Genomic DNA, 25,692 nt, shown 5'->3' on the forward strand with positions numbered 1-25,692 from the left:
TTAATAACATAATCGCGATAAGTTTGTGGGCATGCACTCTACCCTTTAAAAATTGGTGACCACCTGCTCGGTGACCAAACGGTGACCAAACGGTGACCATTTTGTGACCAAGGTTGTTGAAGGTCGGTGATGGTTATCGACTCCATTGTCGAGGTAGTTAATCGCTAACTTAGCAACCCATTTTCAATATACCTAGTTGCTCGCTTCACCTCATAGCTATCTGACTTTAATAAATTATCCCAAACATCTAAGCATAGACTCAGAGTAACATCATCCTCATCATCGACCGCTTCATCATATATTCTCTGCAATATTTTGGTTAATTTATCCATTTCACTGTAAACAATTTGTTTAGTTTCATCAGATAGACTGGCTGTAGCTATTTCAATAAATAACTGTAATAACATACTTTTAAAATCACTTAAACATAAAACATGGTTTTCTAAAGCGTAAAATAAATGGTATAGCTTTTTGTTCACTACTTGAGAGTTCATATATATATCAACTAGTTCTTCAGTAATACCTTTATTCCAAAAATTCTTTTCTCGAATACAAGATAGCAAATTTCCTCTTACTTTCTGTGAATCATCGTTAAGTAAGGACCTATATACTTCAACTAGTTTATGTTCTTGTTCTGCATAATCATCCGTGGTCAGAAGTTGAACTAAAACTTGAGCAACACCTAGCTTAACTGACTCATCAGCCATTAAAACAGAGAATATTTCTTTTGCAAATAAATCGTTAAAGAAGTAACGGGCGAAAATTTGTGTGCCAGCCTGCCTACGAACCTCTTCGTACTCAGAAGTAAGCATAAGTCTAACTAAATCTATATACTGATCTTTAAATTTATCTATGAAAGCTGAATTAAAAAAATTATAAGATTCATAAGCACAGCTCATTCTTAAGTCAGATTTACATAAATCTAGAAACCTTTGCAATGCATAATTTATGTCGTAATTTAAGAAAGGAGTCAATAATCTGACTGCTACTATTTTTACAGCTGGATGAGGATCATTTATAGCAGAGTCAATCAAACTCAGATTATCCCGTGCATACTCTTCATTATCCCAAAATATTTTGGCAATACCACCGTATGCAATCCCTCTATAACAGTTTATAGAATTTTGCATTAGACTCTCAGCAGTAGTGTGCTCAGCACCTTCTCCCTCTTGAGGGTCATATACATTGAGCTTGTTATTGTTCGGATTGGATGAGTGAAGAGCAATATCAATAAGCTTATCTAGCATATCAGGATGGTCTATAATCTTTGGAGTATCTGTTAATAATCTTGTCAGTGCTTGACTCTCATCAAAACCTTCAAAATGTCTAATAACTTTGTAACGAAGGTCTAATAGGCAAGGTTGCCAGCTTTCTTTAAAATCTTCCGCTAAATTAGATGAATTGTTATCTGCCAGTCCATAGTAAATATTCTCAATAAACTTCTCATTGATATTTTTTGGCAGTGTTAATGATAGTTTTGCGAACCTCTCAGGCTCATTTTTTACAGCTGTACTTAGACTATTAGAAAATGCGCGTATACTGGATTCTGTAATATTCCCCCTATCTAAAGGTTTCATCTTCCAAGTACTGAAACGTTCTTCGTTTGTGAGTATAAGCTTTGTCCATGCTCTATCAGATAATTTATTCGCTTGTGGTATAGGTGAAACAACTGCACCACCATATGAAGAATCATATGAATAAAAATAAGTATCGCTACAACCTTTAAATCTTCTTTGTAAAACATTATATAAGTCTATGGATTTTTTGCTGATACGATTATCATCAAGTTTATTAAGTAAGAAATATTGAGCTTCTCCCCAATAACTTGTCCAAAAGTTTCCAAATTTTCTTCTCATCTCCAACGCATACTCTATACTCTCGAGATCTTTACTAAGCCCGATACCTGATATTACAATTTCAAGGCAATTAAAAATCTCGTCCTCACAATATGGTGAAAATTTATCAATCAATTTTCCAGCCAGTACCCATCTCGGCTCTTCATAATCATTCCCACAAGCTAACCTAGTAGTCGGATTATCTAGGAGCCATTTAATAATTTGATCAGAATACCCAATGGGTAGATTGAGCAACAGATTTGCAATAATGTGCTCTACAACTGGATGCTTATTCGTTAAATATAACGTCAGTAAATTGAATAGCTCATCTGGTTTATCTGTATACTGTTTACCTGCTTCGAAAAAAATACCTAATACACCTCTTACTAAAGAATCTCTATGTTCATTAAATGAATGTCTTGCGCTGTAGAGCCATATTCTTGTATAAGAGCTTTCATTAATTGAGCTATTAATTATTTCGAAGACCTGAAGCATTAACTCTTTAAGAACATCGTAAGGCAGAGCTTCTGAGATACTTTCTAAGTCTTCGATTTGACCTTCTCTCCATACCTTTCGGTGTAGATGCTTAACCGACTCTTCAGACTCCTTTATATCCAGACTCGAGTCTGTTAATTCTTCTTTATAACCTTCTAAAATTAACTGTATTAAATCAATCGCCTTTCTCGGATAGCTTTTTGCTAACTCATTCCAATCAATGTAATTGACTGCACAACCTAGTTGTAAAAGCTTTTTGCGTACTTCAAACATCTTTTCTGAATCATTTTGAATGTTCCAGCTCAAAGCAGAATAGCATCTATTATTCCACTCCTCAGATATACCGATAAATGGCTCAATTTCTTTTAAAACAATATCAGGTGCTTTGTCAGCTATAGAGCTTAACAATCGAATAGCCAAACCAATTTCCGAGTCAGATCCATTCAGCCATCTGGAAATTATATTTTTTTCTGAAAGCACCGTAACTAGTTGTGAATGTCCAAAACAAGCATGGTCAATAAAAGGCTGACTTAACTCTTCATTATTTATAAGACTTGTAATCAAATTACGCATAGGCGTTTTAATAACTTTGATCTCGCCAACCATATTTATAGCTAAGTACTTGATATGGAAACGAATTTCGGAGCTATCAAACAATGCTGAAATATTTTCGCAAAACACTGATTGTCTGGATTGTGATAATAGTTTTAAGGCATATTTGATATGCTCTCTTCGTATTAGTGTTTGTTCAGACTTAGAGCCAATTTCTTTAAGAAAGTCGTCGCTTGACTGTCGAGCAATATCAAAAAGGCGTTTTCCCAAGTGGTAATCGAATAGTGCTTGATGCTGAAAGCTAACCTGATTACCTGTCTTATTAAAAATACCGACAGATATTATTGCCTCAAGAACATTGGGATTGTGACTGCATAAAGCGTTAATTGATATAGAAAACTGCATCTCTCGGCTTGCTTTTTCTATAAAGTCATCAATAATGGTGTTAGCCGAACTTAAATCATTTATAGCATTGTTTAGTTGCTTCAATCTATCAACCCAATACAAACTTATAAGGTCGCTTTTGCTGTTAAAATTGAGGCTGCCCTGATCATTCTTTATAAGCTGTATGTAAAAACTTAACCATATTGGAATTTTCAAAATAGTCTGCTTGACAGGTGATAACGAGTCATAATTTTCGTATGGTGAAAGTAATTTTTTAACTTCTACAACAGATAGCTCTTTTATTGTTATATGCGCTACTTTATTATTTAGACTTGAAATCCAACTTTGTAATTGAATATCTTCGTTTAAATCAAAGTCTCTACAAGCTAAAACTAGACTAATATCATAGTTATCTTTCCTTAGTTGAATCACTTGATACGCAATTTGTTGACAGACTTGTAAAGCACTGCTTGAGTGACTAGCTGTCCAACGTATGGCGTCTAATTGATCCAAAATAATAATAGCTTTTTTAGCGCCTGCAAACTTATTTAAGCTAAATACAGGTGAATGGCTAAAACCTAAATCATCTCCAAAAGCATCTGCATTTTTTTTAGGACGGTTTCGATCTAATCGTATTGGTAGACATATATGACCCTTCTTTTGCATCTCATCGCACAACTGCAATAGAAAAGCACTTTTACCCATACCCGCTTCTGCTTTAATCAAGGTAATTGGATAGTTATCTATTGAGTCAATACAATTTGCCATTTCAGAACGCTCAATTAAACTACCTTCAATTAAAAAGGGTGTAATTGAATCTCGAAAAGCCTGATTAACACGCTCTATAATAGGGAATAATCTTGTGTCGTTTTCATAAATTCTTTGGTTAAAACCTTGGCCTTTCATACTTTCGAGGAGCTGAAACGATGTAATTGATGAGCGTAAATTGTTATCAGTGGGATAATTTTTTAAGTAGTCAACTATGTTATTAGAGTTACTACTAAAATTCTTATCGATTTTTCCAATAATATTACGTTGAGATTCAGAGTTAGCAGGAAAAGCAATAACCTCAAAATTTTTCAAAAACTGAATAGCTTTTGCAATATCAATCTCTACATTAATGTTTAAACCTAACTTATGACACAAATCTTCAAATAACTTTCGACGTTTACCGCTCTGGTCAACCTGAAGTTCAATAAAATCTTGAGGATTAGATGTTGTATTTTTAGCGCTCAAACTTAGTTGGGATAGCTGAGTGAATGATAATGGAGATACGACTTTAAAGGTACAATCTGTTCTCTGTATTTGATTAAAGGCTTTTATCAATACACCCGAAATCTCTAGTGATGATAAGGTCCATACATCCGAATTATTGTGACTAGATTTACATTGATGAAACTCTCTAGATCCGTTTGATTTTTCAACAATCAAATCTACGCCTGTTTCATCTTCACCTAATGGCTCTACAGTTACGGAGGTTATCTCTTCCTCAACTAGTCTTAATAATTGCTCAGCAACCCAAAATTCTTCGTAGCTATTACCGAATTTATCTGCAAACCCACCACCTTCTAATGCCATAGCTGAACTACCTTCACTAATATCAGTATACTGAAAATAGTAGCATGAAAGAATGTTTAGAGAAGATAAATATAGAAATCCTTAATCAAAAAAACCAGAGAGCATTAGCAATCTGGTTATCAAGTACATTTCAAATTGTTACCTGCCCATTGTAAGCTGACCACCAGCAAAGCTAATACATGATTCGCAGAACCAAGATGATCGTTTTCTGATATAAGGTATATCCGCTGGTACATCAAGTTGATACGGCCGTCCACAGTACTCACAGTGCACATCATCTAAGTAAGCCTGACACTCTGCTAATACACCAAACAAAACATGATAATCAACACTATACTGTCTACAGAGCATTTCTATATGCTCTACATACCATCCATCATGCCCGTATGCCCAATAGTCTTCACATAGTTGTATGTCGGACTGATCTGCATTGGCGCTAAAAATAAGTTTTAAGCTCATGGTTATCTCCAAACCAAATAGTTGATAGTAATCACAACGAATAAGGAATCTCGTAATGATTCATAATGACCAAAAATTTGGTTTCAAGATTCGTTAATGCATAATGATTTAGCACTAACCCCTCATTGAGCTCACGTTGGACCCATATCCTAACCGCTTCATCATTGTAGAAAAGGGGGTTAACCCCTAGCATTCTTGCTAACTGCGAGCCCTGTTGTATTTGCAGATTTACCATAAGCTTGGTAGATAGCGATATCGCTTCGGCGCTTAACCAGATTGAAGCATGCGGCGATTTAATAAAGGTGTTCATGTATAATCTCCTGTAGATTAATATTTCTTTCTGTTAGTCGTAATGACTCCCTACAGATTGAATTATACATATATTTTGAGCTGATGCAACTCAAAATAACCTTCTATAGAACTTTTTATTACTTAATAGAACATTTAACTCATTTGAGAAACTATATTGCTGCGTATTATTTGGTGTAATAACTGATAAGCGCAGCACTATCTTGAATTTTAAAAGGAGGAAAGTTTATTCTTCTTCCTTAACTAGCTCATAAAGGTCGCCCACTTCAATATCCAAATATAAGCATAGCTTTTCTACTACCTCTAGATCCACTCTGGTCGCTTCTTCGTTATACATACGTGTGATTGTGCCTCTGTTGACATCTGTATCTCTAGACACATCGGCAATCTTAAGTCTTTTTTCGCCCATAATTCTAGATAAATTACATTTCACCATAACCTCCTCCATAATAAAATAACCTACTGTAGATAAAAATGTCTTGCAAAAGATGATTTTTAGTGTAAATTATGTTCTATAGCAGGTCATAAAGCTATTAGATAATAACACTTTAATCTTTAGTAAGGATTTTACTATGAGTTATACCTATTTAACAACCGAAGAGCTGTCACAACGTATTAAATATGACAGCAAGACAATACGCAATCAACTTAAGGATGCGGTATTCATTGAGGGCGTTCATTACATCAAACCATTTGGAGGTAGAAAAATTCTTTTCATATGGCAAAAGATTGAAGAGTTAATGCTGACAGGCTACGACGATAACATTCCATTTGCAGCGGGAGCGTAATCATGGCGAGTATCAATAGCCGTAATGGCAACCTATATGTAGATTTCCGATACATAGGCCAACGTTGTAGAGAGCAAACCTTACTGGCAGACACTAAGCCTAATCGAAAGCGTCTAGAAAATTTCGTTAGTAAAATGCAAGCAGAGATTCAACTAGGTAGTTTTCGATATGAAAACTATTTTCCGCAGAGTAAAAAGCTTGAGCAGTTTCAAAGCTTAGAGCTCATGAGATCAACGAATAGCCATAAGGACTCAAGCTCAGGATTTGATTGCTTTAGCAGAGTTTGGTTAGAGGAAAAAAAACCGGAATGGCGGTGCTCTCAGATAACTAATGTAGAAAACATACTTAAGATTTATCTATTTCCCTATTTTGGCAATGTGCCACTAAATACCATTAACAAAGCTAAAATAATGGCTTTTCGGGGTAATCTAGTCAAGGAAGGAAATAGTGGACGACTTTTATCAGCATCTCGAATCAACCACATTATGACGCCATTACGTATGGTGATTACCGAAGCATCTGAGCGTTTTGATTTTGAGAACCCTTGGAAGAATATAAAGCCACTAAGTGTACCTAAAAGTAATGTTAGTCCTTTTACCTTAGAGGAAGTCATGCTCATCATTGACAACGTCAGAGTAGACTATAAGCCATATTTCACAGTATGAACCGCCCCGACTATATCGGAAGCTGATCTACTTGAGTCAGGCAGCGATGCCTGACAGGGTTAAATTATCATAATACCGCTTTTCAAACTCAAAGGGTGACACATATCCAATCGTGCTATGTAGACGCTTCTTGTTGAACCAATCCACCCACTCAAGGGTTGCCAGTTCAACATCGTTCACACCAGTCCAGTTCTGCTTTAAATAATGAATCACCTCAGACTTGTAAAGCCCATTGACCGTTTCAGCCAATGCATTGTCGTATGAATCGCCTGTTGTACCAACAGAAGCAATCACGCCAGAGTCCGTCATCTTATCGGTATAGCGAATAGATAAGTACTGAACCCCTCGATCACTGTGATGAATGACATCTTTGGGATTGTTTCTATCTGTTATCGCTTGATTTAATGCCGCCATTACCATATCCGTGTTCATACGATTCGATACTTTCCAGCCGACAATAGCGCGAGCAAATACATCAATAATAAAAGCGGTATAAACCCAGCCGCTCAATGTCTTGATATAAGTAAAATCTGCAACCCACAGCTGATTAGGACGATGGGCATTAAAGTTACGATTGACCAAGTCGTCAGCACGCTTTTGGTCGTCACGGCTGTTGGTGGTAATCTTACCCTTACCGCGCCAGACACCTTGTAAGCCGTGCTGACTCATTAAACGCTCGACGGTGCAGCGTGCGATATAAATGCCATCTGCCTTCATCTGCCGCCAGACTTTGCGAGCACCATAGCGGCATTTGCTGTCCTGCCAGATGCGTTTAATCTCGCTGAGATAGTAGTCGTCATGCTGACTGCGCAGTGAACGCCTTTCAGGGCAGCACTCTAGGTCTTTAGCACGGTGATAGGTTGACGGGGCAATCGGTAGTACTCTACAAATCAGCTCGACCCCATAACTACCTCTATAGTCATCAATAAACTGAACCATTATCTGGGTGGACGGTCGAGCTCCGCCTGGGCGAAAAAAGCAGCAGCCTTACGTATAATCTCATTGGCTTGCTTGAGCTCTCTGCATTCGCGTTCAAGCTCTTTGATACGCTCTTTGTCACTTTGAGCCTGCACTGAGGCGGGAATGGTTTGGTCTATGTGCTTTTTATGCCAGGATCGCAGTGTCTCAGGCGTACAGCCAATCTTTGACGCTATGGCTTGAATGGCTGACCATGTAGAAGGATAGTCGCTCGACGCTTCAATCAGCATGCGAACGGCGCGTTCTTTAATCTCAGGAGTGTAGGTTTGTCTTTTCATTGTCGTATTCTCTCAGAATGTTGAGTCTCCGACAATCCCGGGGCGGTTCAGTACGGTTTTTTACAGGCATGCGGACAGGTGAAATTGACGGTTTACCGTGGAAAAATATTGACTTTGAACGTAGACAAATCGTTATTGATCAAGCAATTGTTGGAGGTGTTATAGGTGACACTAAAACTTCCAGCTCTAATCGTATTATCCACATGAATCAACTGGTTTACGATGCATTGATTGAGCAGCAGAGCTTGACTAAACATCGAAGTGAGTTTGTTTTTAGTACAAAAGCAGGTACTCCTTTGAGTCATCGCAATGTGACAAAGAGAGTTTGGTATCCGTTATTGCGATATCTAGAGCTTGATATACGTAATCCCTATCAAAGTAGACATACGGCTGCCACTCTTTGGCTTGCTGCAGGCGAGTCTCCTGAGTGGATTGCTGCGCAAATGGGTCATAGCAGCACTACAATGTTATTCACAGTGTATTCACGTTATGTGCCCAATCTAACTCGTCAGGATGGGAGTGCTTTAGATAAGCTACTGATAGAGCGAGGTATAATACAAAATCCATGAAAATACCTATGTTTAACAAAAAGACATCCAAATAGATGTCTTTTTTCGATTTTAATGCTGGATGCTTTACATTAATGAAGCTACAGTTATTTGAATGCCTTGTAACGGTAGCAGAATAATGGCTAGTAAAGATAGTAACTCTACAAATATTAAGGATTGGTTGAAGCTAAATCTCCTTGATTTCGCTAATGGCCATGATCTTGAAATATTACTTATCGAGCTAAAATTTTTAAAAGATACCTTACCTGAGCAATTTAGATCAGAATTGAAAGATGAGTATCGAACATTGTCTGAATGGATAAAAACATTAGATGTGGATAGTAATTTGACGAAGACGCATGAATTACAGATATACGAAAATGGAATTGCTCATAAAGTATTTTTAGAAAATATTAGAAAGCCTCATCTGCATTTAAAAGAGCTCTATCTAATTACCTTTTTAATCCATCGAGCAGACTCGTCTAAAATAAATACTATCCGTGCTGTCTACTTTTTTCTATGTTTAAGGATGGTTGAGTTAACTGACTATGATAGTCGAATTGAAACTACGCTCGATGAATGCAGATTTTTAACGAACAAAACTCGTGAATTTTTAGTTCCGTTTTTACCAGACGTCACTCAGTCGAAAAATCTGCAAGATATTAAAGAGCGTCTTATTCAAACGCAAGAAGATGATAACTACACTAGATGGCTAAATAGATCTCCAAAAACATTCGAATTAGAGGTGCGAAGATATAAGAATAAGCTATTAAGCGCAGGAGCTTCATTATTCTCTAGCGATGCTCAGTTTGAGATTAACGAACGTATAGCCAAATATCTGTATGAGTATATCCTACCACTCGAAAACTACTTTAAAAATGACTCAGGTATTACCCGAGTAACGACTGAGACTCATAAGATTATAACTATCTTACAAGATAAGGATGACATCACTGGTAATACCGTTAGCGATCTTACCTACATATCAGAAAATACTAGCGAAGAAAACGGATTTGAAGATCGAGAACGACAAGACGATGAAGAGCAATCATTTGAACAAGTCAGTTTCGAGCAGCCTACAAACTACTATTTAGATAAAATTAGAGCTGAACAACAAGTTAACTGTAGACATCAACGGACTTTAAGTCAGGTAACTGATGTAAATGTTGCACATGCTGATGAAATACAGGTTTTAGTCAAATACTTGCTGAGAAATCTGATGAGTTTAGATCTCAGAAGGATAAATGATAATGAGAACAGCGAAAAAAAACCTTCAAATATTGAATATGATCTGGACCATCAAGCTTCTTTGTATTTACTAATAGTTCTATTGACAGGTAGACCTCAATTATTAATATCCGAAGATTTAAAGAAGAGTTACCTGTGCTATCGGTATCCACTGGAATTCACACCTACTCGTAGTAAAGCTCAAGAAAGCTGGGACTCTAAACTATATGCAGAAAATAGTTCCATCCTTCATCTTATCTACCCTACCGTTATTGGTGATATACACTATTATCTATTACATGACATAAGCATAAAGGATCTAGAAGAAATTAGAAACAAGGCTAATGAAAATTTAAAAGCTCTAAATAAGAAAAGCAAAACTAGATTAACTATTAATAAAATTAAGAATTATTTAGAGCACTTCCTTATACACAGTGGACGAGATCACGCTTTAATCAATGTCCTAATTAGTAAACCAATACACCATTCTTCGGCACTTCCTTATTTCAATGTTAGCCAACTAGATTTATTCCTTTGCCAGGACGACTTTAATGAGCATTTGTATGAAATAACATTTGATAAGGTCAACGATGAATCAAAAAAAAATCAGGAATATCTATTTTTTAAATTACCTGATGATAGAGAAATAAATTACTGGGACAAACAGATAGGTAGTGTTTTAGCCGTACAAGAAGGCCGCTTAACATCTATAGTTAGCGATTTAATCACTCGGATCAATTCTTCATTGCTAGATAGGAATACCCTAAACTCTAGATCTATAGTTGACCTACATAATACCTTTACTGATTACTTATATATTTTGCTATCGGTTTCAAGTGGTTATCGTCCAGTGCGTGAACCTTTTGGTAGGCTTATAGATATAGATGTTAGAACCAAGAAATATTTCATCAGCGACAAGGAAAACCGCCAACATACTCGAGGTAGATATATTTATCTACCTGATATAGCAAATCATCAGATTGAGCAGTACATCAAGTATTTAAAGACAAATGTCTTTATTTTAAATAATCTAGATAATAGTCTATGCGATATTTATTCAAATATTCTTGCTAGCAATATTGGACTTATCAGTTATCTAAAGCTGGATGAAAAAACTAATACTATTACTGAAGTCAGTCTCACTCAAACATTTATTCAAGAAAGACTATCTAGGATTTTAGAGTTACCGTCAAACTGGCATCGTCATTTTATACGCTCATATAAAAGCCCAGAAGTTGGAATCTTTTCTGCTAAAAGCAGTTCATCATTATCTGATAGTTTTGGTCATGATGTTATTGGAGCTTGGATGGGGCATGCTGATGAACTTGGTTTCGATTACTACGATAAGCATAGTGGTCTTAAAAGAAGTGAGTTGCGCAGGTTTGCTTATGAGCTTAATAAAATACTTGAGTATAACGGCTTTAAAATTATCTATTTGGAGAATAATTAATGGCTCAGCGTAAATCAGGTATCAAGGAGCGTGCAGAGAATAGAAGCAAAGAAACCTTAAAGCGTAAAAACTTGTCTAAACGAATAGTTAGAGAGTCTATAGATTTTGACAAAATTATTGCATCAAATGATCCTCAAACAATATTTAATGCTATGTGGGAGCAGCTTGATAAAAGATTATTAGAAAACAAACATTTTCAGGGCTATCTTGGTTATGTAGAAGGATATAACGAAGCAGTAAAGTGCTGTCAAGATTATATTGAAAATAAGGACATTGATATTGGTTTTCCAAAGCTTATTGTTACCTCATACCGTCCAAAGTCTTTTAGAAATGAAGTAACCTTTTCTGAAAACCAACAAATATTAGATTTTTATTTGTATTGGATAGATGGTATAGCTAGCAAAGCTTATGAGCTTACTATCACAGATTTAATGCTATCGTTAATTTTCCATAGTGCTGTATTAAAAAAGCTAATATTACAAACGCTTATATCTCGCATCAGTGACAAATCATTAACTATAGAAAGCATATTTGAACTGCCTGTGACAACACTCATTATTGATGACGATAGCTACCATACTAACACTTACAACGATTCAACAGCTGTACATGAAGTAAAAGTCTTTTTATCGCCATTAACGAGCTATTTAATTAAGCTCTATAACAAAAAGGGCAAGACTAAAAAGGTATCGCTTAGTACTGATATTCATAAGCTATACCAAACATTGCAGATGACTAAATCTCTTAGTCAAAACCAACTATCTATGACTTTAAAGAAGTTTTTAATAGGTGCAGTCTATGTTTTAGAAGATTATCTATTTTTAGATCTGCCAGAACATACTTGGTATCTATTAATTGGTTGGGACTCTACCTATGGTCTGTCAACAGCCAATTGGCAGTCTCTAATCTTTAACATATCTCATGAGACCCTTGCCAATGTAACTACTAGCATTGAGTATCATAACGATGTCGTTGTAGAGCCTAGAAAAGCTAACCCTACTATCACTGTCGAGATTGCTAAGCTATTCAAAAAGAATAAAGATGAAAAAATCTCAATGACTACATTCTCAGCTGGCCTCAAACAGCTATATGAACGTTTATCCACGAGCGATGCTCCTTTAAGTGAGATCGCAATTGTAGGTTGGTTACTGACGAAAACAGTAACTTGCAAAAAAGTAAGTAGTGTTCAGACTTACAGCGGCACTATTACGAATCGTTGGTTATCTCTGACGCAGGGTGTTGCTCTTGAGGAGCACACTGAAGAGGATTATATTCAATTTTATAGCGAACTTATTGAACTTGGGAAGTCAAAAGACGCTAAGAATACTATTGCTACTCGTATTGATGAGATTCATGAATATTTAGTTAATCAACATAATATTGAACCTATTGCACCTCTTTCGTCTACCAAGAGAGCACATCATAGGACAGGTTATCTTTCAGAAACTATGTTTCAGGCTATTCTTAGCAGTGCTGACAATCTTGAAATGACTAAAGATGAGCTAGAAGCGGTAAAGCTCGCTCTGATTTTAGGTCAACGCTGTGGACTTAGAATAGGTGAGATAGTTAAGATTAGATTAAAAGATGTGGCTATAACTTCAGCTTATCTAGAGGTGCGTGACAACAAATATGGTAATAATAAAACGGGTTCTGCATTAAGACGGACGTTGTTAGAACAACTTTTGACAGATTCAGATATGTTGTTTTTTAGAAAAGTCGAGCTTATTCGTGGTGAGGGTAAAGGTGACACCTTAATCGCTAACCAAGCGGGTATGGCTTATCGTGCCAGTGATTTATCTAAAATTTTATCTCAGTTAATTAAAACTGTTACAGGACTTCCTCATCTTACGACTCATCATCTAAGACACAGCTTTTTGACTAATTTTCAATTAATGTCATTTATGTATGACCAAGCTAATAATTTTAAGGGACACAAATGTACTCAGGCTTTAAAAGACCTATTACCTTATGACGAAGAAAAGTCTTGTGAAATATTAGCTTATATTGAGACATCACTACAATACAAAAAAATCTATGCCTTAGCAGGGGTTGCTGGTCATGCCAGTCCTAGTACCACTTTTGAATCTTATGTTCATTTGACTGACATTCAGATTGGATTGTTACTTTGGCATATGGATTACCACCTAACGTCTAAACACCATGAATTAATAAGCATTCCTAGACGTTTGAAAAAGCAGTTAGCCGCTTCACCTGTTGCAGTTAATGACTATCTGCTTAACAAGCTCAAACTTAAACCACTGCCTAAACCAAAACATAGTAAACGACTAAAGAGAGCAGATAAAAAATCTACAAAGCCAAAAAGATACTCATTCGATGAAGTTCGTCAGATTCTAGAGGTACATAATAGAGAGGAAGATTTCAAGGAAAAAATGGATGTTTATAAACTTGATCAAAATACTTTTGAAATGTGGCTTGAGAATGCTAGACGGCTCAGAAACGATTCTGCGTTTAAAACCACACACGGTAATTCCAGATTGTTTGCCTCTGATGATAACAGGAGTTTATTACCAGTTCTCGATAGGTATGCTGAAGACAACCACATGCTCATGCAGATGACCAATAAATTTCGTGACTTATATAAGATAAAAGACAATCGAGAACCTATGCTTCAGTTTGTAGGGCTTACGCTTACGAACTCTCAATACTACAAAAATCATATTAGTTTTAATGAAGCTCTGGATCTATATAGTTATATACAAATACTGAGACAACTAGTCTTAAAGAAGAATATTAATTTAAAAATATACCATTATGCACAAGCTAAAGATGACGATAAAAAGGAATGGCAACCTGTAATGAAATTACTTGCCTCATCTCAAATAAAAAATTGTAATGTAGCAGATAAATTGAACGGCAACGTATACAAAAAGAAGATCCGTGCTGAATTATCACTATCTAGCCAAACTGAGCAGACTAGGCTTAATAATAGAGAGAAATCAAATCTCCCAATCAAGCAATGGACCGTTAGAACTTTACAAATTTTCTGTCATTACGCTTTCATTATGATAGGGCAAAGAATTAATTTAGGAGATCACAAGCCATGAATCTGTCAGCAAAGTCTATCAGCATTAACAATAGCACTAAAATTAGTCTTCATCCGTTGGCTAGCCAACTAAATAAGCTAATAGTGAAAGCCTACTTAATTGGTGGTCAAGAAGCCTATATTAAATCTATGCATACTAAGTTTGATTGTTATAACAGTGTACCTATTCATAATGTATCGTTAGTGAATAATGATGTGAATGAGTATTTACTCATTGGTGGTTGTTTTTTACCTGTATTTAACCTAAAAGATCTTAATAACAACAACACTATTTTCTTAAGTTATAAAACCTCTAAAAAAGACTCTAAGCCTGAGCATAAGAAACAAGTTAAGAAAGAATTTGATCAGGATGTGATTGACTTTATATACATGGACTTTATCCGAGCAATATCAATACTCTCGTTAGCTAAACCTGGGCTTATGTATCCAAGTCTTAAAACAATAACGCAAGAGTATAAAAGTCAGATATGGAGTGAAATATTCAATAGGGAATCAAAAACCCCAAAAGATTACATTTTATTAAATAACGTCGCCGATCTGCTTGATACAACACGTGGCACATTGAATAGTCATACTAAACTAAAGAAGTAGCGGTTAGTTCTTTCCGCTATGCCTGATTAGAAACAGAGCTATCTCACTAAGCTTAGAGTAACAAGCTAGACAACCTTAATCCTCGAATTGGAACACAAGCGATCTAATGCGAGGACTTATTCAGGATTGGATAGCGATATATCTACTTCTAGGAGTCATTAAAGAGATGATTTATGAGAGAGATACAAAGGGATGTATTCACAACCGTATTAAAACTTAATAGCTCTGCCTAACCACGCTACCAACTCACGGGCAGGAGCCTGACTCAAACACTGCGGACAATTAATATAGGTCATTATGCAGTCATTTAAATCAGTCAACATATGTAGTAATAACCCTAAACCAATTACCTTATAGGGCTTTGGTAAAAACAACATGCCCGCATATACTGCCATCGCATAATAAGTATGTAGCGGATGGAAATTAATACTACAACGATTGGGCGAAAAGATAGGTGTCGCTAGCAGATGATCTAAATCAACTAGCATGGTTGCTAATAGGATCAAATAAACTCGCTTATAGTCACTACGAAAAAACATATAGGCGATGATAAACGGCATACCAAAGTGTAGAAAATAATGGATAACGGTTTGAGTCATCGCTTTTTCCGATTTAAGAGGGTGTTTTAGAAAGTGTTCTAAGAGTATCATACACGATCTGAGGTATACCTTCACACCTGAAAGACAGGCGCGAATCCACCACCTGGCATACGGAAGTTGGTCATCTGACCGTGATAAACACGCGCAGCAGGTAACATGCTAATCTACCGTTGAGAGACGCCAGTAAACGGTAACTCGGTCTGGTAATGAGGAACGAGTAAACATGCAACTGTATTTATTGCTATGGCTATTTTTGGAGGAATTATGACTCTTGTAAACCAATCGTGCCGAGCAGCAGCGTTAGCTGTGCTTGCCCTGATGGTGTGGAGCGTAAGTTTCTTTCTCCATTTTTTTTGGGAGATGGCACAGGTACCGTTCTTCTCAGGCATGGCAGAAGCGAGCCACTGGGAGGTGGTCTGGCTTTGTACACATGCGACCTTCGGTGATGCCAATATTGCCTTTGGCGCCTACGTGCTTGGGGCGTTGTTTGTAAAAGACTGGTTCTGGATTTCAAAGCAGTGGCTTCTGTCGACTTTATCGATATACCTTGGCGTTGGCCTGATTGTGACAATACTCTTTGAATACTGGGCAACTGGAGCTGGCCAAAGGTGGAATTATAGTGGTCTGATGCCTGATGTTCCGTTACTAAGCATAGGTGCGTTGCCGCTCTTTCAGTGGATGGTCATTCCGATAATATTAATCTACGCTGTCAAATGGATGTTCCTTAGGTGGCTGGTTTCGAAGCGTACCGAACGCGAGTAGATCGAGTAAAGACAACCACATTCTCTCAAAGCGCTTCCGGAACAGTCAACATCCATGTCCTGACCTGACCTGACCTGAGGTATGAAACTCTGCTCGATATATCGTTGAGAGGGCGTTTAGCTAATTTGAAAGGGGTTTTTTACCACTCATGATCTGAAGAACAAAGGTTCCGGATACTGTAATCAATAGGAAACCGTGGAAAGCCTCCATAGCAGTCATGAATCGTAGATGTCCGTTGGGCATGAGATCGCCTCGCCCAAGCGTTGTGAAGTTGACTAGCGAAAAGTAAAAGTAGTCCATAAAATTAAGAGAGCTACCATCGCTAGATGAGGACGATACGAGGTTACCGACCTCAAGGTCGTGCACAGCAAACCAGAAGCCAGCAGCGTAGAGCAACGCCTCGAACGTATGGGCAAGTACGATTGAGCCGACTGCGACCCCAAGACAGTGTCCTAGACGGCGAGACGGCGTCACAAACTGTGACGAGAACTTTAACGCGCCGTAATGTATTGTCGTGCAGACAGCGATCAGAATCGCTGCCATTATGATTGCCAGAACCACTTTTTACCCTCTTCAAGAAAGTCATGTTATAGTCGAAGGAACGGCACAGATTACCACGCTCTATCTATCAACTGTAGTTGTTTCTTCCTATCGGTGTAAGCACAATAAGCCAGAAAAACTTATGCCCGTTTCGCCTCATAAGATAACGTATCCCTTTTATTCAGTATCGGATATAGTGATCCTAAGCCAATTATTTTGATGCAGAAAGTAATGAATAAAGAGTTGAATCATCATTTTTCCAGTTCAGCATGATATTTTGATTATTGCATTAGTACTTAGAATAATCCAAATAGTAAACACTGCTTAAAAGCCAAACCCAAATGATCACACTTGGAAAACAGGCGCAAATCCACCCCCTGGTGTGCGAAAATTAGTCGCTTGACCTTGATAGATACGCCCAGCAGTTAGTAACAGCTGTCCTGCATAGGTATAAAGACGTATATCTACTTTTTTGGTCGTCACAACATCATCGATTTTTATTGATCGCTCTGTAGCAGGTATAAAGGTCTGTGCAATATAATCCTCATCCAGAATGTTCTCAAAAACGCGTCGAGTGAGCTTGCTACCGCGATAGACGCCTTTGCTTCCATATCCAGCAACTGGCTTAAAAAACAATTGTCCCCGAGTACGCCATAACTCTGCTGCATCCTCTTTTATAACCATTTTGGTAGTTGGCACTGCCCTTTCTAGACATTTTGCATCATCATTATCTAGTCCCCACGACTGCAAAGTTTGCGGATCGGATAGTAAGGCTAAGTTGCGCTTATTCGCAAATATAGCATGGACATGAGGATTAGGCGTTACTACTACCGCACCCTCTAGATAGGCACTTTTAAGCACGGCGTGGTTAGGGTTTTCAAATGCAAAGTCGACCAACCGATTATAGATCATATCAATGGGCTTACCATGCGCTGTCAGCTTGCCATCAACATAGTTAATTTCAGACGGATCAAGTATAACGGTATCAATGCCCTTAGCTTGAAGTAGTCGGCAAGCCAGCTGAAACTCTAAATACATGAACTGACTTTTGGGATCATTATCGATAATAGCTATGCGATTAGGCATGGCAGTAGCCGATTGTCGCTGCCACTCTTGTATGAACATGTTAGTGACGGCTTCTTCAAAGCCATCAAGCATTTTAGTAGTATCAGCACTTTGCTCGGAAGGGTGGCAGCATTGTTTTTGTGCGCGGGCAAGTGCTACGTTTAAAAATGCGCCTCCAGCGTTAGTATTGATCTCAATAAGTTGAGGGCTATCGCTACCTAAGTGAAAGTCATAACCCATAAAGGCTCCTATTGGCCCTGGATCGAAAGCAGCAATTTTGGGTGCCCATGACAATACTTGCTGTTGGTAAGATGGAAGTCTAGCAGCCGACTCAATAGCTGCGACAATTCGCACCATTGTCTCTATCTCTGTTTTGGGGACAAACACCGGTGTTGCTGAAAAAATTTTATTAAGCTCATTAGCTCCTATTGGGTTGTCTCTAGTGTCTGACAATTGATTTTGAAGGCTAGTATTAAGTACTTTACGATCTAAAGTACGGCAATAGCACTCTTTATTAAGTTGATCTGCAAGATTGTCATTCACTTTATCTTGGTTATTGCTTAGGTGTTCCATTTAAATCTCATTACTAAGTTTAGTGGGTATGCTGATAAGGTTTAGAAGACAGCCAAAGTAAAAAAGGTATTTGAAATGTTTAAGATAAGGTTGTTTTTATAGTTGTTTTATAAAATAGTCATTGTGCGCCATAGCTACTTTGCGAGGTTAAACAGTTTTATGCTCTTCTTTGATTAGCACTTTTGCTAAAAACAAACCTAACTCGAACAGTAGCCACATCGGAATCGCTAGCAATAGCATTGAGACACCATCGGGTGGTGTAACTACAGCTGCCACAGCAAAACAACCAACAATGATATATCGGCGCTTACTCTCTAGACTCTGAGTGGATACGATACCGAACATTATCAATAGTAAAGTAACCACTGGAATCTCAAAAGTCAGTCCAAACACCATAAACAACTTGAGTGCAAAGCTCAGATAACTATCAATATCGGTCATAGGTATGACATTCTGCGGAGCGAATAGGATAAAGAACTTTAATACGCCTTTGAGTACCACAAAGTAGGCAAAGGCAACACCCGTATAAAATAGAAATATCGAAGAAAACAGCACAGGAATGGCAATTTTCTTCTCTTTTTTATATAAGCCAGAAGCTATAAATGACCAAATTTGATACAGAATATAAGGCATCACTACAAATGCAGCAACGAAAATTGTCAAGCGAATAGGTGCCATAAAGTTTGAGGTAATGTCAGTGGCAATCATAGTCGAGTTCGCAGGCAACTGTGCAACTAGAGGGTCTGATAAAAGGTTGTAGAGTTCACGCGAAAACCCTACCAATGCTAAGAAAACAATCAAAACGGCTACGCATATTTTGATGAGATGCTTGCGTAGTTCAATCAAGTGTTCAGTAATAGGCATATCACTGAGCGCATTCAGCACATTATCAGCCTCATCACTATGGGCAGTGTCTGGGGCTTTAATATTTGTATCCGCTAACTTTTTTTGTCGATTTTTTTGGCGTTTAAATAAGCTCATTCATTCACCTTTTCTATAGGTGAAGAAGAAATATTTGGCTGATGAGGATCGGTTGGTTGATGTGAAGCGTCTAAGCTTTGATTCTGCGAGTCTTCAAACTTTTGCATACTACCGCGCATCTCTGCTAGTTCACGCTTCATATCTGACTCAGTCTGACGAATTTTTGCAAGCTCATTTTGCATTTGTTGGCGCGTTTCAGCCAGATCAAGCTCAGCTTCTATTTCAGACTGTAAAATGGATACTGTACGGCGCAGTTTGGCATACCATTGCCCAGCCGTACGTGCGGCCTGCGGCAGTTTTTCTGGGCCCAATACGATTAAGGCTATGACGCCAAACAAGAGTAACTCGGAAAACCCGATATCAAACATAACAGACAAATATATTAATTAATAGGCTATTGAGTATCGCCATCTATAGCGGCGCATTTCATACTTTCTGCTTATTATCAGTGGTAGCAGGGTTGATTTCTATATCATCAGCCTGTGTATTTGAGTCAGTATCTGGTACTGGCAGATTGCCTTCATGACTAAGTGCGCGGTTTTTGCGAGTATGCTCGGTCTCTTCATCTTTTACCGCTTCTTTAAAGCCCTTTACCGCACCGCCTAAATCTTTACCCGCGTTTTTGAGCTTAGCGGTACCAAATACAACCACTACGACTACTAACAAAATCAGCCAATGTGTAATAGAAAAACTACCCATAACAGTATCCTTATTTTTAAATTCTAATAAAACCCGTATTGGGCATTACGTTTTGACAATTTTTCCTAACATTCATATCACAAGTCCAACCTACGTAGTCTAAGCGCGTTAACAATCACCGAGAATGACGACAAGCTCATAGCTGCCGCTGCTATCATTGGACTAAGTAGAAGCCCAAATACGGGATAGAGCACACCTGCGGCAATTGGGACACCAAGTGCATTGTAAATAAAGGCAAAAAACAGGTTCTGTCTGATATTGCGCATGGTGGCGTGGCTAAGCTTATAAGCTTTAGCAATGCCCATTAAATCACCTTTTAGCAGGGTGATACCCGCACTCTCCATCGCCACATCGGTACCCGTTCCCATAGCGATACCAACATTAGCCTGCGCTAGTGCGGGCGCATCGTTGATACCGTCACCTGCCATTGCTACCAATTTACCGCTATCTTGCATCTCTTTGACGATACGGTTTTTGTCCTCTGGTGAGACGTCGGCATGGACTTCATCGATACCTAATTTATTGGCGACTGCCTGCGCGGTTTTTTCGTTATCACCCGTTAGCATGACGACTTTTAGTCCCGCGTCATGAAGCAGTGAAATAGCCTCTTTGGTGCTTGGTTTAATAGGGTCAGCAACTGAAATAATACCAGCAGCTTTACCATCTATAGCCACAAACATTACCGTTTCACCGTCTTTTCTACGGACATCAGCTTTAATGGACAGCTCATTATCAAAACTATTTAGGCTTTCCATAAGCTTAGAGTTACCAATAGCGACTTTCTTACCATCGACCACGGCTTGTACGCCTTCGCCAGTAGTCGAATTAAAGTCAGTAGCTTTAGGAATAATGAGTGATCTTTCTTGAGCCGCTCTAACGATAGCTTCTGCTAAAGGATGCTCGCTTGCACTTTCTACTGCGGCTACCAATGCGAGGAACTCGTCTTCATCTTGACCTACCTGCGCGTCAATTGCAGTAAGCTCGGGCTTACCAGCGGTCAGTGTTCCGGTCTTGTCGACGACAATAGTATCGACTTTTTCCATACTCTCTAACGCTTCAGCATTTTTGATAAGCACGCCATTCTGAGCACCCTTGCCAGTACCGACCATAATCGACATAGGTGTGGCGAGTCCTAAAGCACAAGGGCAAGCGATGATTAACACTGCAATAGCGTTGACCAGTGCAAAGGCCATAGCGGGCTCAGGGCCGAATATCGCCCAGACAATAAAGGTAATGACGGAGCAGATAAGCACGATCGGTACGAACCACCCAGCTACCTTATCTACCAATTTCTGTATAGGTGCGCGGCTACGCTGAGCTTCGGCAACCATTTGTACAATTTTGGATAATACCGAATCTGCTCCAACATTGACCGCTTCGACCAATAGCGTTCCAGTGCCATTTACCGTACCGCCAGTAACCGTATCTCCTTGTGCTTTTGACACAGGGATTGGCTCACCCGTTACCATTGATTCATCAACATTACTATTGCCATCGATCACTGTACCATCTACGGGTAGTTTCTCACCCGGTTTAACCCGTAGCTTATCGCCAGTGACGACCTCATCAAGCGAGACTTCGACTTCGTTGCCATTTTCATCGACACGTCTTGCAGTCGGCGGTGCGAGCTCAAGCAATGCTCGAATCGCGCCTGAAGTTTGACTTCTGGCTTTGAGCTCTAATACTTGACCCAAAAGTACTAAGGTTACAATGACAGCTGCCGCTTCGTAATACACACCGACTTGACCATTAGCGTCTCTGAAACTGTCTGGGAAAATATTGGGAAAAAAGGTCGCGACAATACTAAAAATATAAGCAGCGCCTACGCCTATCGCAATCAAAGTAAACATATTGAGATTGCGGCTTTTTATAGACTGCCAACCACGGACAAAAAACGGGGCGGCGCCCCAAAGCACGACAGGGGTCGCAAGCACTAACTCAGCCCATTGTAAGATCTGTGATGAGATACCATACTGACTGAAATTAACTACGTTTACGTCAAACATACCGCTCATCACATATATTAATAGCGGTACAGTCAGTACTGTACAAACCCAGAATCGACGAGTCATATCATCGAGCTCTGAGGTATCTTCTTCACCGATAGTAAGCGTTTCAGGCTCAAGTGCCATGCCGCATATTGGACAGCCACTATTCTCAACATCTCTGACTTCAGGGTGCATAGGACAGGTGTAGACCGTGCCATCATAATCAGCAGGAACTTTGTCGTATTTACCGCCTTTGATAGATTTTACATCAGTGCTGTTAGAAGTATCCTTTCCATGACAGTGTGCATGACTGTCTTCATCAGTAACCTCGTTCTCAGGTTTGAGAAACATACCGCATATTGGGCAATCGCTTTTTTCCACATCTCTCACTTCTGGATGCATAGGACAGGTATAAACGGTTCCGCTATAATTTTCAGGTACTTTGTCGTAATTACTCTCTTTAGTAGGATGGGCATCGGTATTTGACATGCTATGGCAGCTTGCATGGTCATCTTTCATTGCTACCATCTCGGCAACAGTGTCTTCAGGTTTAAGAGACATTTTGCATATGGGACAGCCTCTATCTGTAATGTCTCTGACTTCCGGATGCATCGGACAGGTATAAATGGTTCCACTGTAGCAAGTTGGCACCTTATCGTAAGTGGTATCTTTATTAGATTCTATGCCTGTATTCGCTGTACTGTCACAGCAATCAGGGGCTTCGCTGTCCGAAGTATTTTTTGTCGTATCGTGTTTCATGACTATGTTCCCGTTATTGATTGCAATGATAGTTTAGGGCTAAGTCGCTAGCTTTTGATCCCATTCAAGATTGGTGCACTGTTCGTCTTTCTCAGCATAGCTGACCTATCTGAGCCGAAGATTCAATGGCTACGCTAGACTCATCCTGCTTTAGCAAACCAGCGATATAGCGGTACAAACACAATCGCAAAATACCAACCATAAAGATAGGATTCGACAAATCCAATTAGGAAACCTGACCATGTCAGCCATTCAAAACCAGGTAGCAGCGGTGCCCAAGCCTCATGCATGCTTATCTGCTCAGGTGCGAGTAGGCCAAAGCCTATGCACAAGAGATAGCTAATGAGCAGAAACAGAGAAACGCTATTGCCCACAGGACCAATTCTTAAAGTATTCGCTTTTGAATTCAATTCGTTTATCTTGACTCTCCTTGGTGGATGCTATACACCGCTTTCGTCACTACCAAACAACGGTATGGTATATGACCCGAGCATCCGAGCCAGAAAGCTTTGCGCAATAATTATAGAAAATTACATCAGTAGAGCATTAAAACCGGTCGTCAAACAGTCTCCATATACTTGATGCAAGTACGTCGCAGCACCGCCAGCTGACGGGTAAGCGTTAGAGATTTTGATATAGGAGTAAGCACTAAAAGAGACAACAATTGCAGCAGCCAGAAGGCCAGTAGGGAAAGTGAACCATGCATACTCAGCCTTTTATTGCTTTTTCATGAGCAATGTTTTGATTCTGTAGTGAAAGTAGCTTTGAATAAAAAGACCTATATGCTTAAGTCTATCATTTGATAGACCATTATTTTATTTGTTTAAAATATTCCTATCAGTATAGATCGTTATTCAAGCTCATCAATCAATTGCTTCATCTCAGCGATTTCACGCTTTTGCGCTTTAATAATATCGTCAGCAAGCTTTTGTACACGCGGATCTTCAATATCAGCGCGACTACTAGTGAGAATGGCAATCGAGTGATGCGGTATCATCGCTTGCATCCAATCGACTTGATCGACAGTTGCTTGTGATCTAACACCCCAAATACCAACAGCAAACATCAATACGCTTAGACCATAGATCATTAAATTGACTTTGGTCTTCTTATACATATTCGTCATAAATGCCAACATGACCACTGCCATACCGGCACCCATGTAGAGCGCCATGTAAGCTCGGGTTTCACTAAAATAAATATGATCCCATTCATAAGTATTGAAATACATCATGATGTACATCACAATCGTAGACGTCACAATCATCAGAGTGAACTTTACATAAGGGTTCATGCCCTGTTGATGATCCATGGTGTTTTGATCTGAAGCATTCATAGTATATCCCCTATTATTTTAATAATATTAGAACCAGAATTTGACCCCCGCAGTCAAACTACTGCTATCAACCGATTCATTTTCTTGACGTCGTTGACCACGAGCCTTGCCAAGCGCTGTCTCATAACTCACACCCACATAAGGGGCTAGCTGGCGACTGAACGTCTCATAAGTCAGCCTAACCTCGGCTTCCATTTCATTAAAGCCCTTGGTAATGCCATTATCATGGTCATCTTTACTAAAGGCAGTCAGTCCCACCTCCGGTATGACCACCCAATGCTGATCCAAACGCCATTCGTACTCTGCGCCTAAATCAAGACGAAGTTGACCATCGGTATATAAATAGGCTCTCGCATCTGTTTCGATAAAATACGGCGCGGTACCGACAATACCTGCCATAAGGGCAGCGTTATCGTTTTCAGTATCGTAAGCGACACCAGCTTCACCATTCCAGAAAATGCTCAGTGGTTTCCAATAAGCAAGCGAGCTCAAGCTATCGATTTCTTTATCATCTTTAGTCTGAGCACTACCTTCCGTGCGTAGCCTGATACGATTACTGTCAGTACCATACCAACCCGTCGCCTCGAAGTTGATTTGATCCTCATCAAACTGATAGCCCAAGTCGTCTACTGATACTCCCCATAATGGCATGCTGCCCATCATCATTGGCTTACCATACTGCCCGTAGGGAACCCCATTTGAATAGTCTGGACTACGAGCATCGGCTGGCGGCTGCCCGCCTTGCATCCCAGACATATCCATGCCGCTGTGATCCATGCCTGACATATCCATACCGCTGTGATCCATGCCTGACATATCCATACCGCTGTGATCCATATCAGACATATCGCCTGACATATCCATGCCGCTGTGATCCATATCAGACATATCGCCTGACATATCCATGCCGCTGTGATCCATATCAGACATATCGCCTGACATATCCATGCCGCTATGATCCATACCAGACATATCGCCTGACATATCCATACCGCTGTGATCCATGCCAGACATATCCATATCTGACATATCCATACCGCTATGATCCATACCAGACATATCACCTGACATGTCCATGCCGCTGTGATCCATATTCGACATATCAGCAGCCGTTGCAAACGATGATGTGAGCAAGACTAGCGATGACAAACCAATGAATGGCAGATTTTTCTTAGATACTTTCATAATA

At 39.1% G+C, this 25,692-nt stretch carries 20 protein-coding genes, 1 pseudogene and 1 other annotated feature; of the genes and pseudogenes, 7 read left to right on the forward strand and 14 right to left on the reverse strand.

Going from position 1 to position 25,692, the window contains the following annotated elements; genetic code table 11:
* Nucleotides 1-164 precede the first annotated feature (164 nt).
* The 3 genes from AC5JPO_RS06080 to AC5JPO_RS06090 form a co-directional block, all read right to left on the reverse strand.
* Nucleotides 165-4,844 carry an NACHT domain-containing protein gene (locus AC5JPO_RS06080; protein ID WP_443526830.1) on the reverse strand — a complete coding sequence of 1,560 codons (4,680 nt, stop codon included), beginning with the start codon at nt 4,842-4,844 and terminating at the stop codon, nt 165-167.
* A gap of 490 nt (nt 4,845-5,334) precedes the next feature.
* Nucleotides 5,335-5,613 (reverse strand): hypothetical protein, encoded by a 279-nt coding sequence (locus tag AC5JPO_RS06085; RefSeq protein ID WP_493853535.1) that lies wholly within the window; start codon nt 5,611-5,613, stop codon nt 5,335-5,337.
* 225 nt (nt 5,614-5,838) lie between these two features.
* A complete protein-coding gene (locus tag AC5JPO_RS06090) occupies nt 5,839-6,060 on the reverse strand; it encodes a helix-turn-helix domain-containing protein (RefSeq protein WP_225735171.1) in 222 nt (73 codons plus the stop codon).
* 124 nt (nt 6,061-6,184) lie between these two features.
* Here AC5JPO_RS06090 and AC5JPO_RS06095 point away from each other — a divergent pair, with 124 nt between their 5' ends.
* Both AC5JPO_RS06095 and AC5JPO_RS06100 read left to right on the forward strand, forming a co-directional pair.
* The gene (locus AC5JPO_RS06095) at nt 6,185-6,400 is read left to right on the forward strand and encodes a hypothetical protein (protein WP_021813684.1); all 216 of its coding nucleotides are present in this window, start codon (nt 6,185-6,187) and stop codon (nt 6,398-6,400) included.
* Between the two features lie 2 nt (nt 6,401-6,402).
* Nucleotides 6,403-7,065, forward strand: coding sequence for an Arm DNA-binding domain-containing protein (locus AC5JPO_RS06100; RefSeq protein WP_493853536.1), 663 nt, complete (start codon nt 6,403-6,405; stop codon nt 7,063-7,065).
* Nucleotides 7,066-7,101: 36 nt separating this feature from the next.
* Here the strand turns inward: AC5JPO_RS06100 and AC5JPO_RS06105 are convergent.
* Nucleotides 7,102-8,321, reverse strand: a protein-coding gene (locus AC5JPO_RS06105) for an IS3 family transposase (RefSeq protein WP_493853537.1) whose coding sequence is annotated in 2 segments (ribosomal slippage) — nt 7,102-8,045 and nt 8,045-8,321 — 1,221 coding nt in all. Because the reading frame shifts where the segments join, the coding sequence is not laid out codon by codon here.
* Nucleotides 7,930-8,046, reverse strand: a sequence feature (AL1L pseudoknot). It overlaps the preceding gene by 117 nt.
* Nucleotides 8,322-8,368: 47 nt before the next feature.
* Between AC5JPO_RS06105 and AC5JPO_RS06110 the strand changes: the two are divergent.
* The 4 genes and pseudogenes from AC5JPO_RS06110 to AC5JPO_RS06125 all read left to right on the forward strand — a co-directional run.
* Nucleotides 8,369-8,890 (forward strand): annotated as a pseudogene (locus AC5JPO_RS06110) (site-specific integrase); the annotation flags it as partial.
* Between the two features lie 118 nt (nt 8,891-9,008).
* Nucleotides 9,009-11,546: a hypothetical protein gene (locus tag AC5JPO_RS06115; protein WP_371532714.1), complete on the forward strand. Its 2,538-nt coding sequence runs from the start codon at nt 9,009-9,011 to the stop codon at nt 11,544-11,546.
* Nucleotides 11,546-14,611 (forward strand): tyrosine-type recombinase/integrase, encoded by a 3,066-nt coding sequence (locus AC5JPO_RS06120; RefSeq protein ID WP_443526827.1) that lies wholly within the window; start codon nt 11,546-11,548, stop codon nt 14,609-14,611. The genes AC5JPO_RS06115 and AC5JPO_RS06120 overlap by 1 nt, the downstream gene beginning before the upstream one ends.
* Nucleotides 14,608-15,201: a hypothetical protein gene (locus AC5JPO_RS06125; protein ID WP_290176785.1), complete on the forward strand. Its 594-nt coding sequence runs from the start codon at nt 14,608-14,610 to the stop codon at nt 15,199-15,201. The genes AC5JPO_RS06120 and AC5JPO_RS06125 overlap by 4 nt, the downstream gene beginning before the upstream one ends.
* A gap of 209 nt (nt 15,202-15,410) precedes the next feature.
* Here the strand turns inward: AC5JPO_RS06125 and AC5JPO_RS06130 are convergent, their stop codons facing one another.
* Entirely contained in the window at nt 15,411-15,800 is a 390-nt protein-coding gene (locus tag AC5JPO_RS06130; protein ID WP_290176786.1) for a DUF6122 family protein, read from the reverse strand.
* A gap of 264 nt (nt 15,801-16,064) precedes the next feature.
* On the opposite strand from AC5JPO_RS06130, the gene AC5JPO_RS06135 reads away from it, so the two are divergent.
* Nucleotides 16,065-16,562 carry a hypothetical protein gene (locus tag AC5JPO_RS06135; protein WP_493853538.1) on the forward strand — a complete coding sequence of 166 codons (498 nt, stop codon included), beginning with the start codon at nt 16,065-16,067 and terminating at the stop codon, nt 16,560-16,562.
* A 120-nt stretch (nt 16,563-16,682) separates the two neighbouring features.
* On the opposite strand, the gene AC5JPO_RS06140 is transcribed toward AC5JPO_RS06135, so the two are convergent.
* From AC5JPO_RS06140 to AC5JPO_RS06180, 9 genes are all read right to left on the reverse strand, one after another.
* Nucleotides 16,683-17,105, reverse strand: a complete 423-nt coding sequence (locus AC5JPO_RS06140) for an ion channel (protein WP_371532716.1) — start codon at nt 17,103-17,105, stop codon at nt 16,683-16,685.
* Between the two features lie 342 nt (nt 17,106-17,447).
* The gene (locus AC5JPO_RS06145; protein WP_240216647.1) at nt 17,448-18,740 is read right to left on the reverse strand and encodes an ATP-grasp domain-containing protein; all 1,293 of its coding nucleotides are present in this window, start codon (nt 18,738-18,740) and stop codon (nt 17,448-17,450) included.
* A 147-nt stretch (nt 18,741-18,887) separates the two neighbouring features.
* Nucleotides 18,888-19,604: a twin-arginine translocase subunit TatC gene (gene tatC, locus AC5JPO_RS06150; RefSeq protein ID WP_443526905.1), complete on the reverse strand. Its 717-nt coding sequence runs from the start codon at nt 19,602-19,604 to the stop codon at nt 18,888-18,890.
* Nucleotides 19,605-19,717: 113 nt separating this feature from the next.
* Complete coding sequence (gene tatB, locus AC5JPO_RS06155) at nt 19,718-20,089, reverse strand: Sec-independent protein translocase protein TatB (protein WP_240216649.1); 372 nt, start codon at nt 20,087-20,089, stop codon at nt 19,718-19,720.
* 58 nt (nt 20,090-20,147) lie between these two features.
* On the reverse strand, nt 20,148-20,420 hold the full coding sequence (gene tatA, locus AC5JPO_RS06160) for a Sec-independent protein translocase subunit TatA (protein ID WP_240216650.1): 273 nt from the start codon (nt 20,418-20,420) through the stop codon (nt 20,148-20,150).
* Nucleotides 20,421-20,497: 77 nt separating this feature from the next.
* Nucleotides 20,498-23,167: a copper-transporting P-type ATPase gene (locus tag AC5JPO_RS06165; RefSeq protein WP_290176788.1), complete on the reverse strand. Its 2,670-nt coding sequence runs from the start codon at nt 23,165-23,167 to the stop codon at nt 20,498-20,500.
* A gap of 140 nt (nt 23,168-23,307) precedes the next feature.
* Nucleotides 23,308-23,541 (reverse strand): DUF5676 family membrane protein, encoded by a 234-nt coding sequence (locus AC5JPO_RS06170; protein ID WP_443526904.1) that lies wholly within the window; start codon nt 23,539-23,541, stop codon nt 23,308-23,310.
* A 476-nt stretch (nt 23,542-24,017) separates the two neighbouring features.
* Nucleotides 24,018-24,503, reverse strand: a complete 486-nt coding sequence (locus AC5JPO_RS06175) for a DUF305 domain-containing protein (RefSeq protein WP_290176789.1) — start codon at nt 24,501-24,503, stop codon at nt 24,018-24,020.
* A 27-nt stretch (nt 24,504-24,530) separates the two neighbouring features.
* Nucleotides 24,531-25,688, reverse strand: coding sequence for a copper resistance protein B (locus AC5JPO_RS06180; protein ID WP_493853539.1), 1,158 nt, complete (start codon nt 25,686-25,688; stop codon nt 24,531-24,533).
* Nucleotides 25,689-25,692 lie beyond the last annotated feature (4 nt).

This window comes from Psychrobacter sp. H25, from assembly GCF_059076335.1.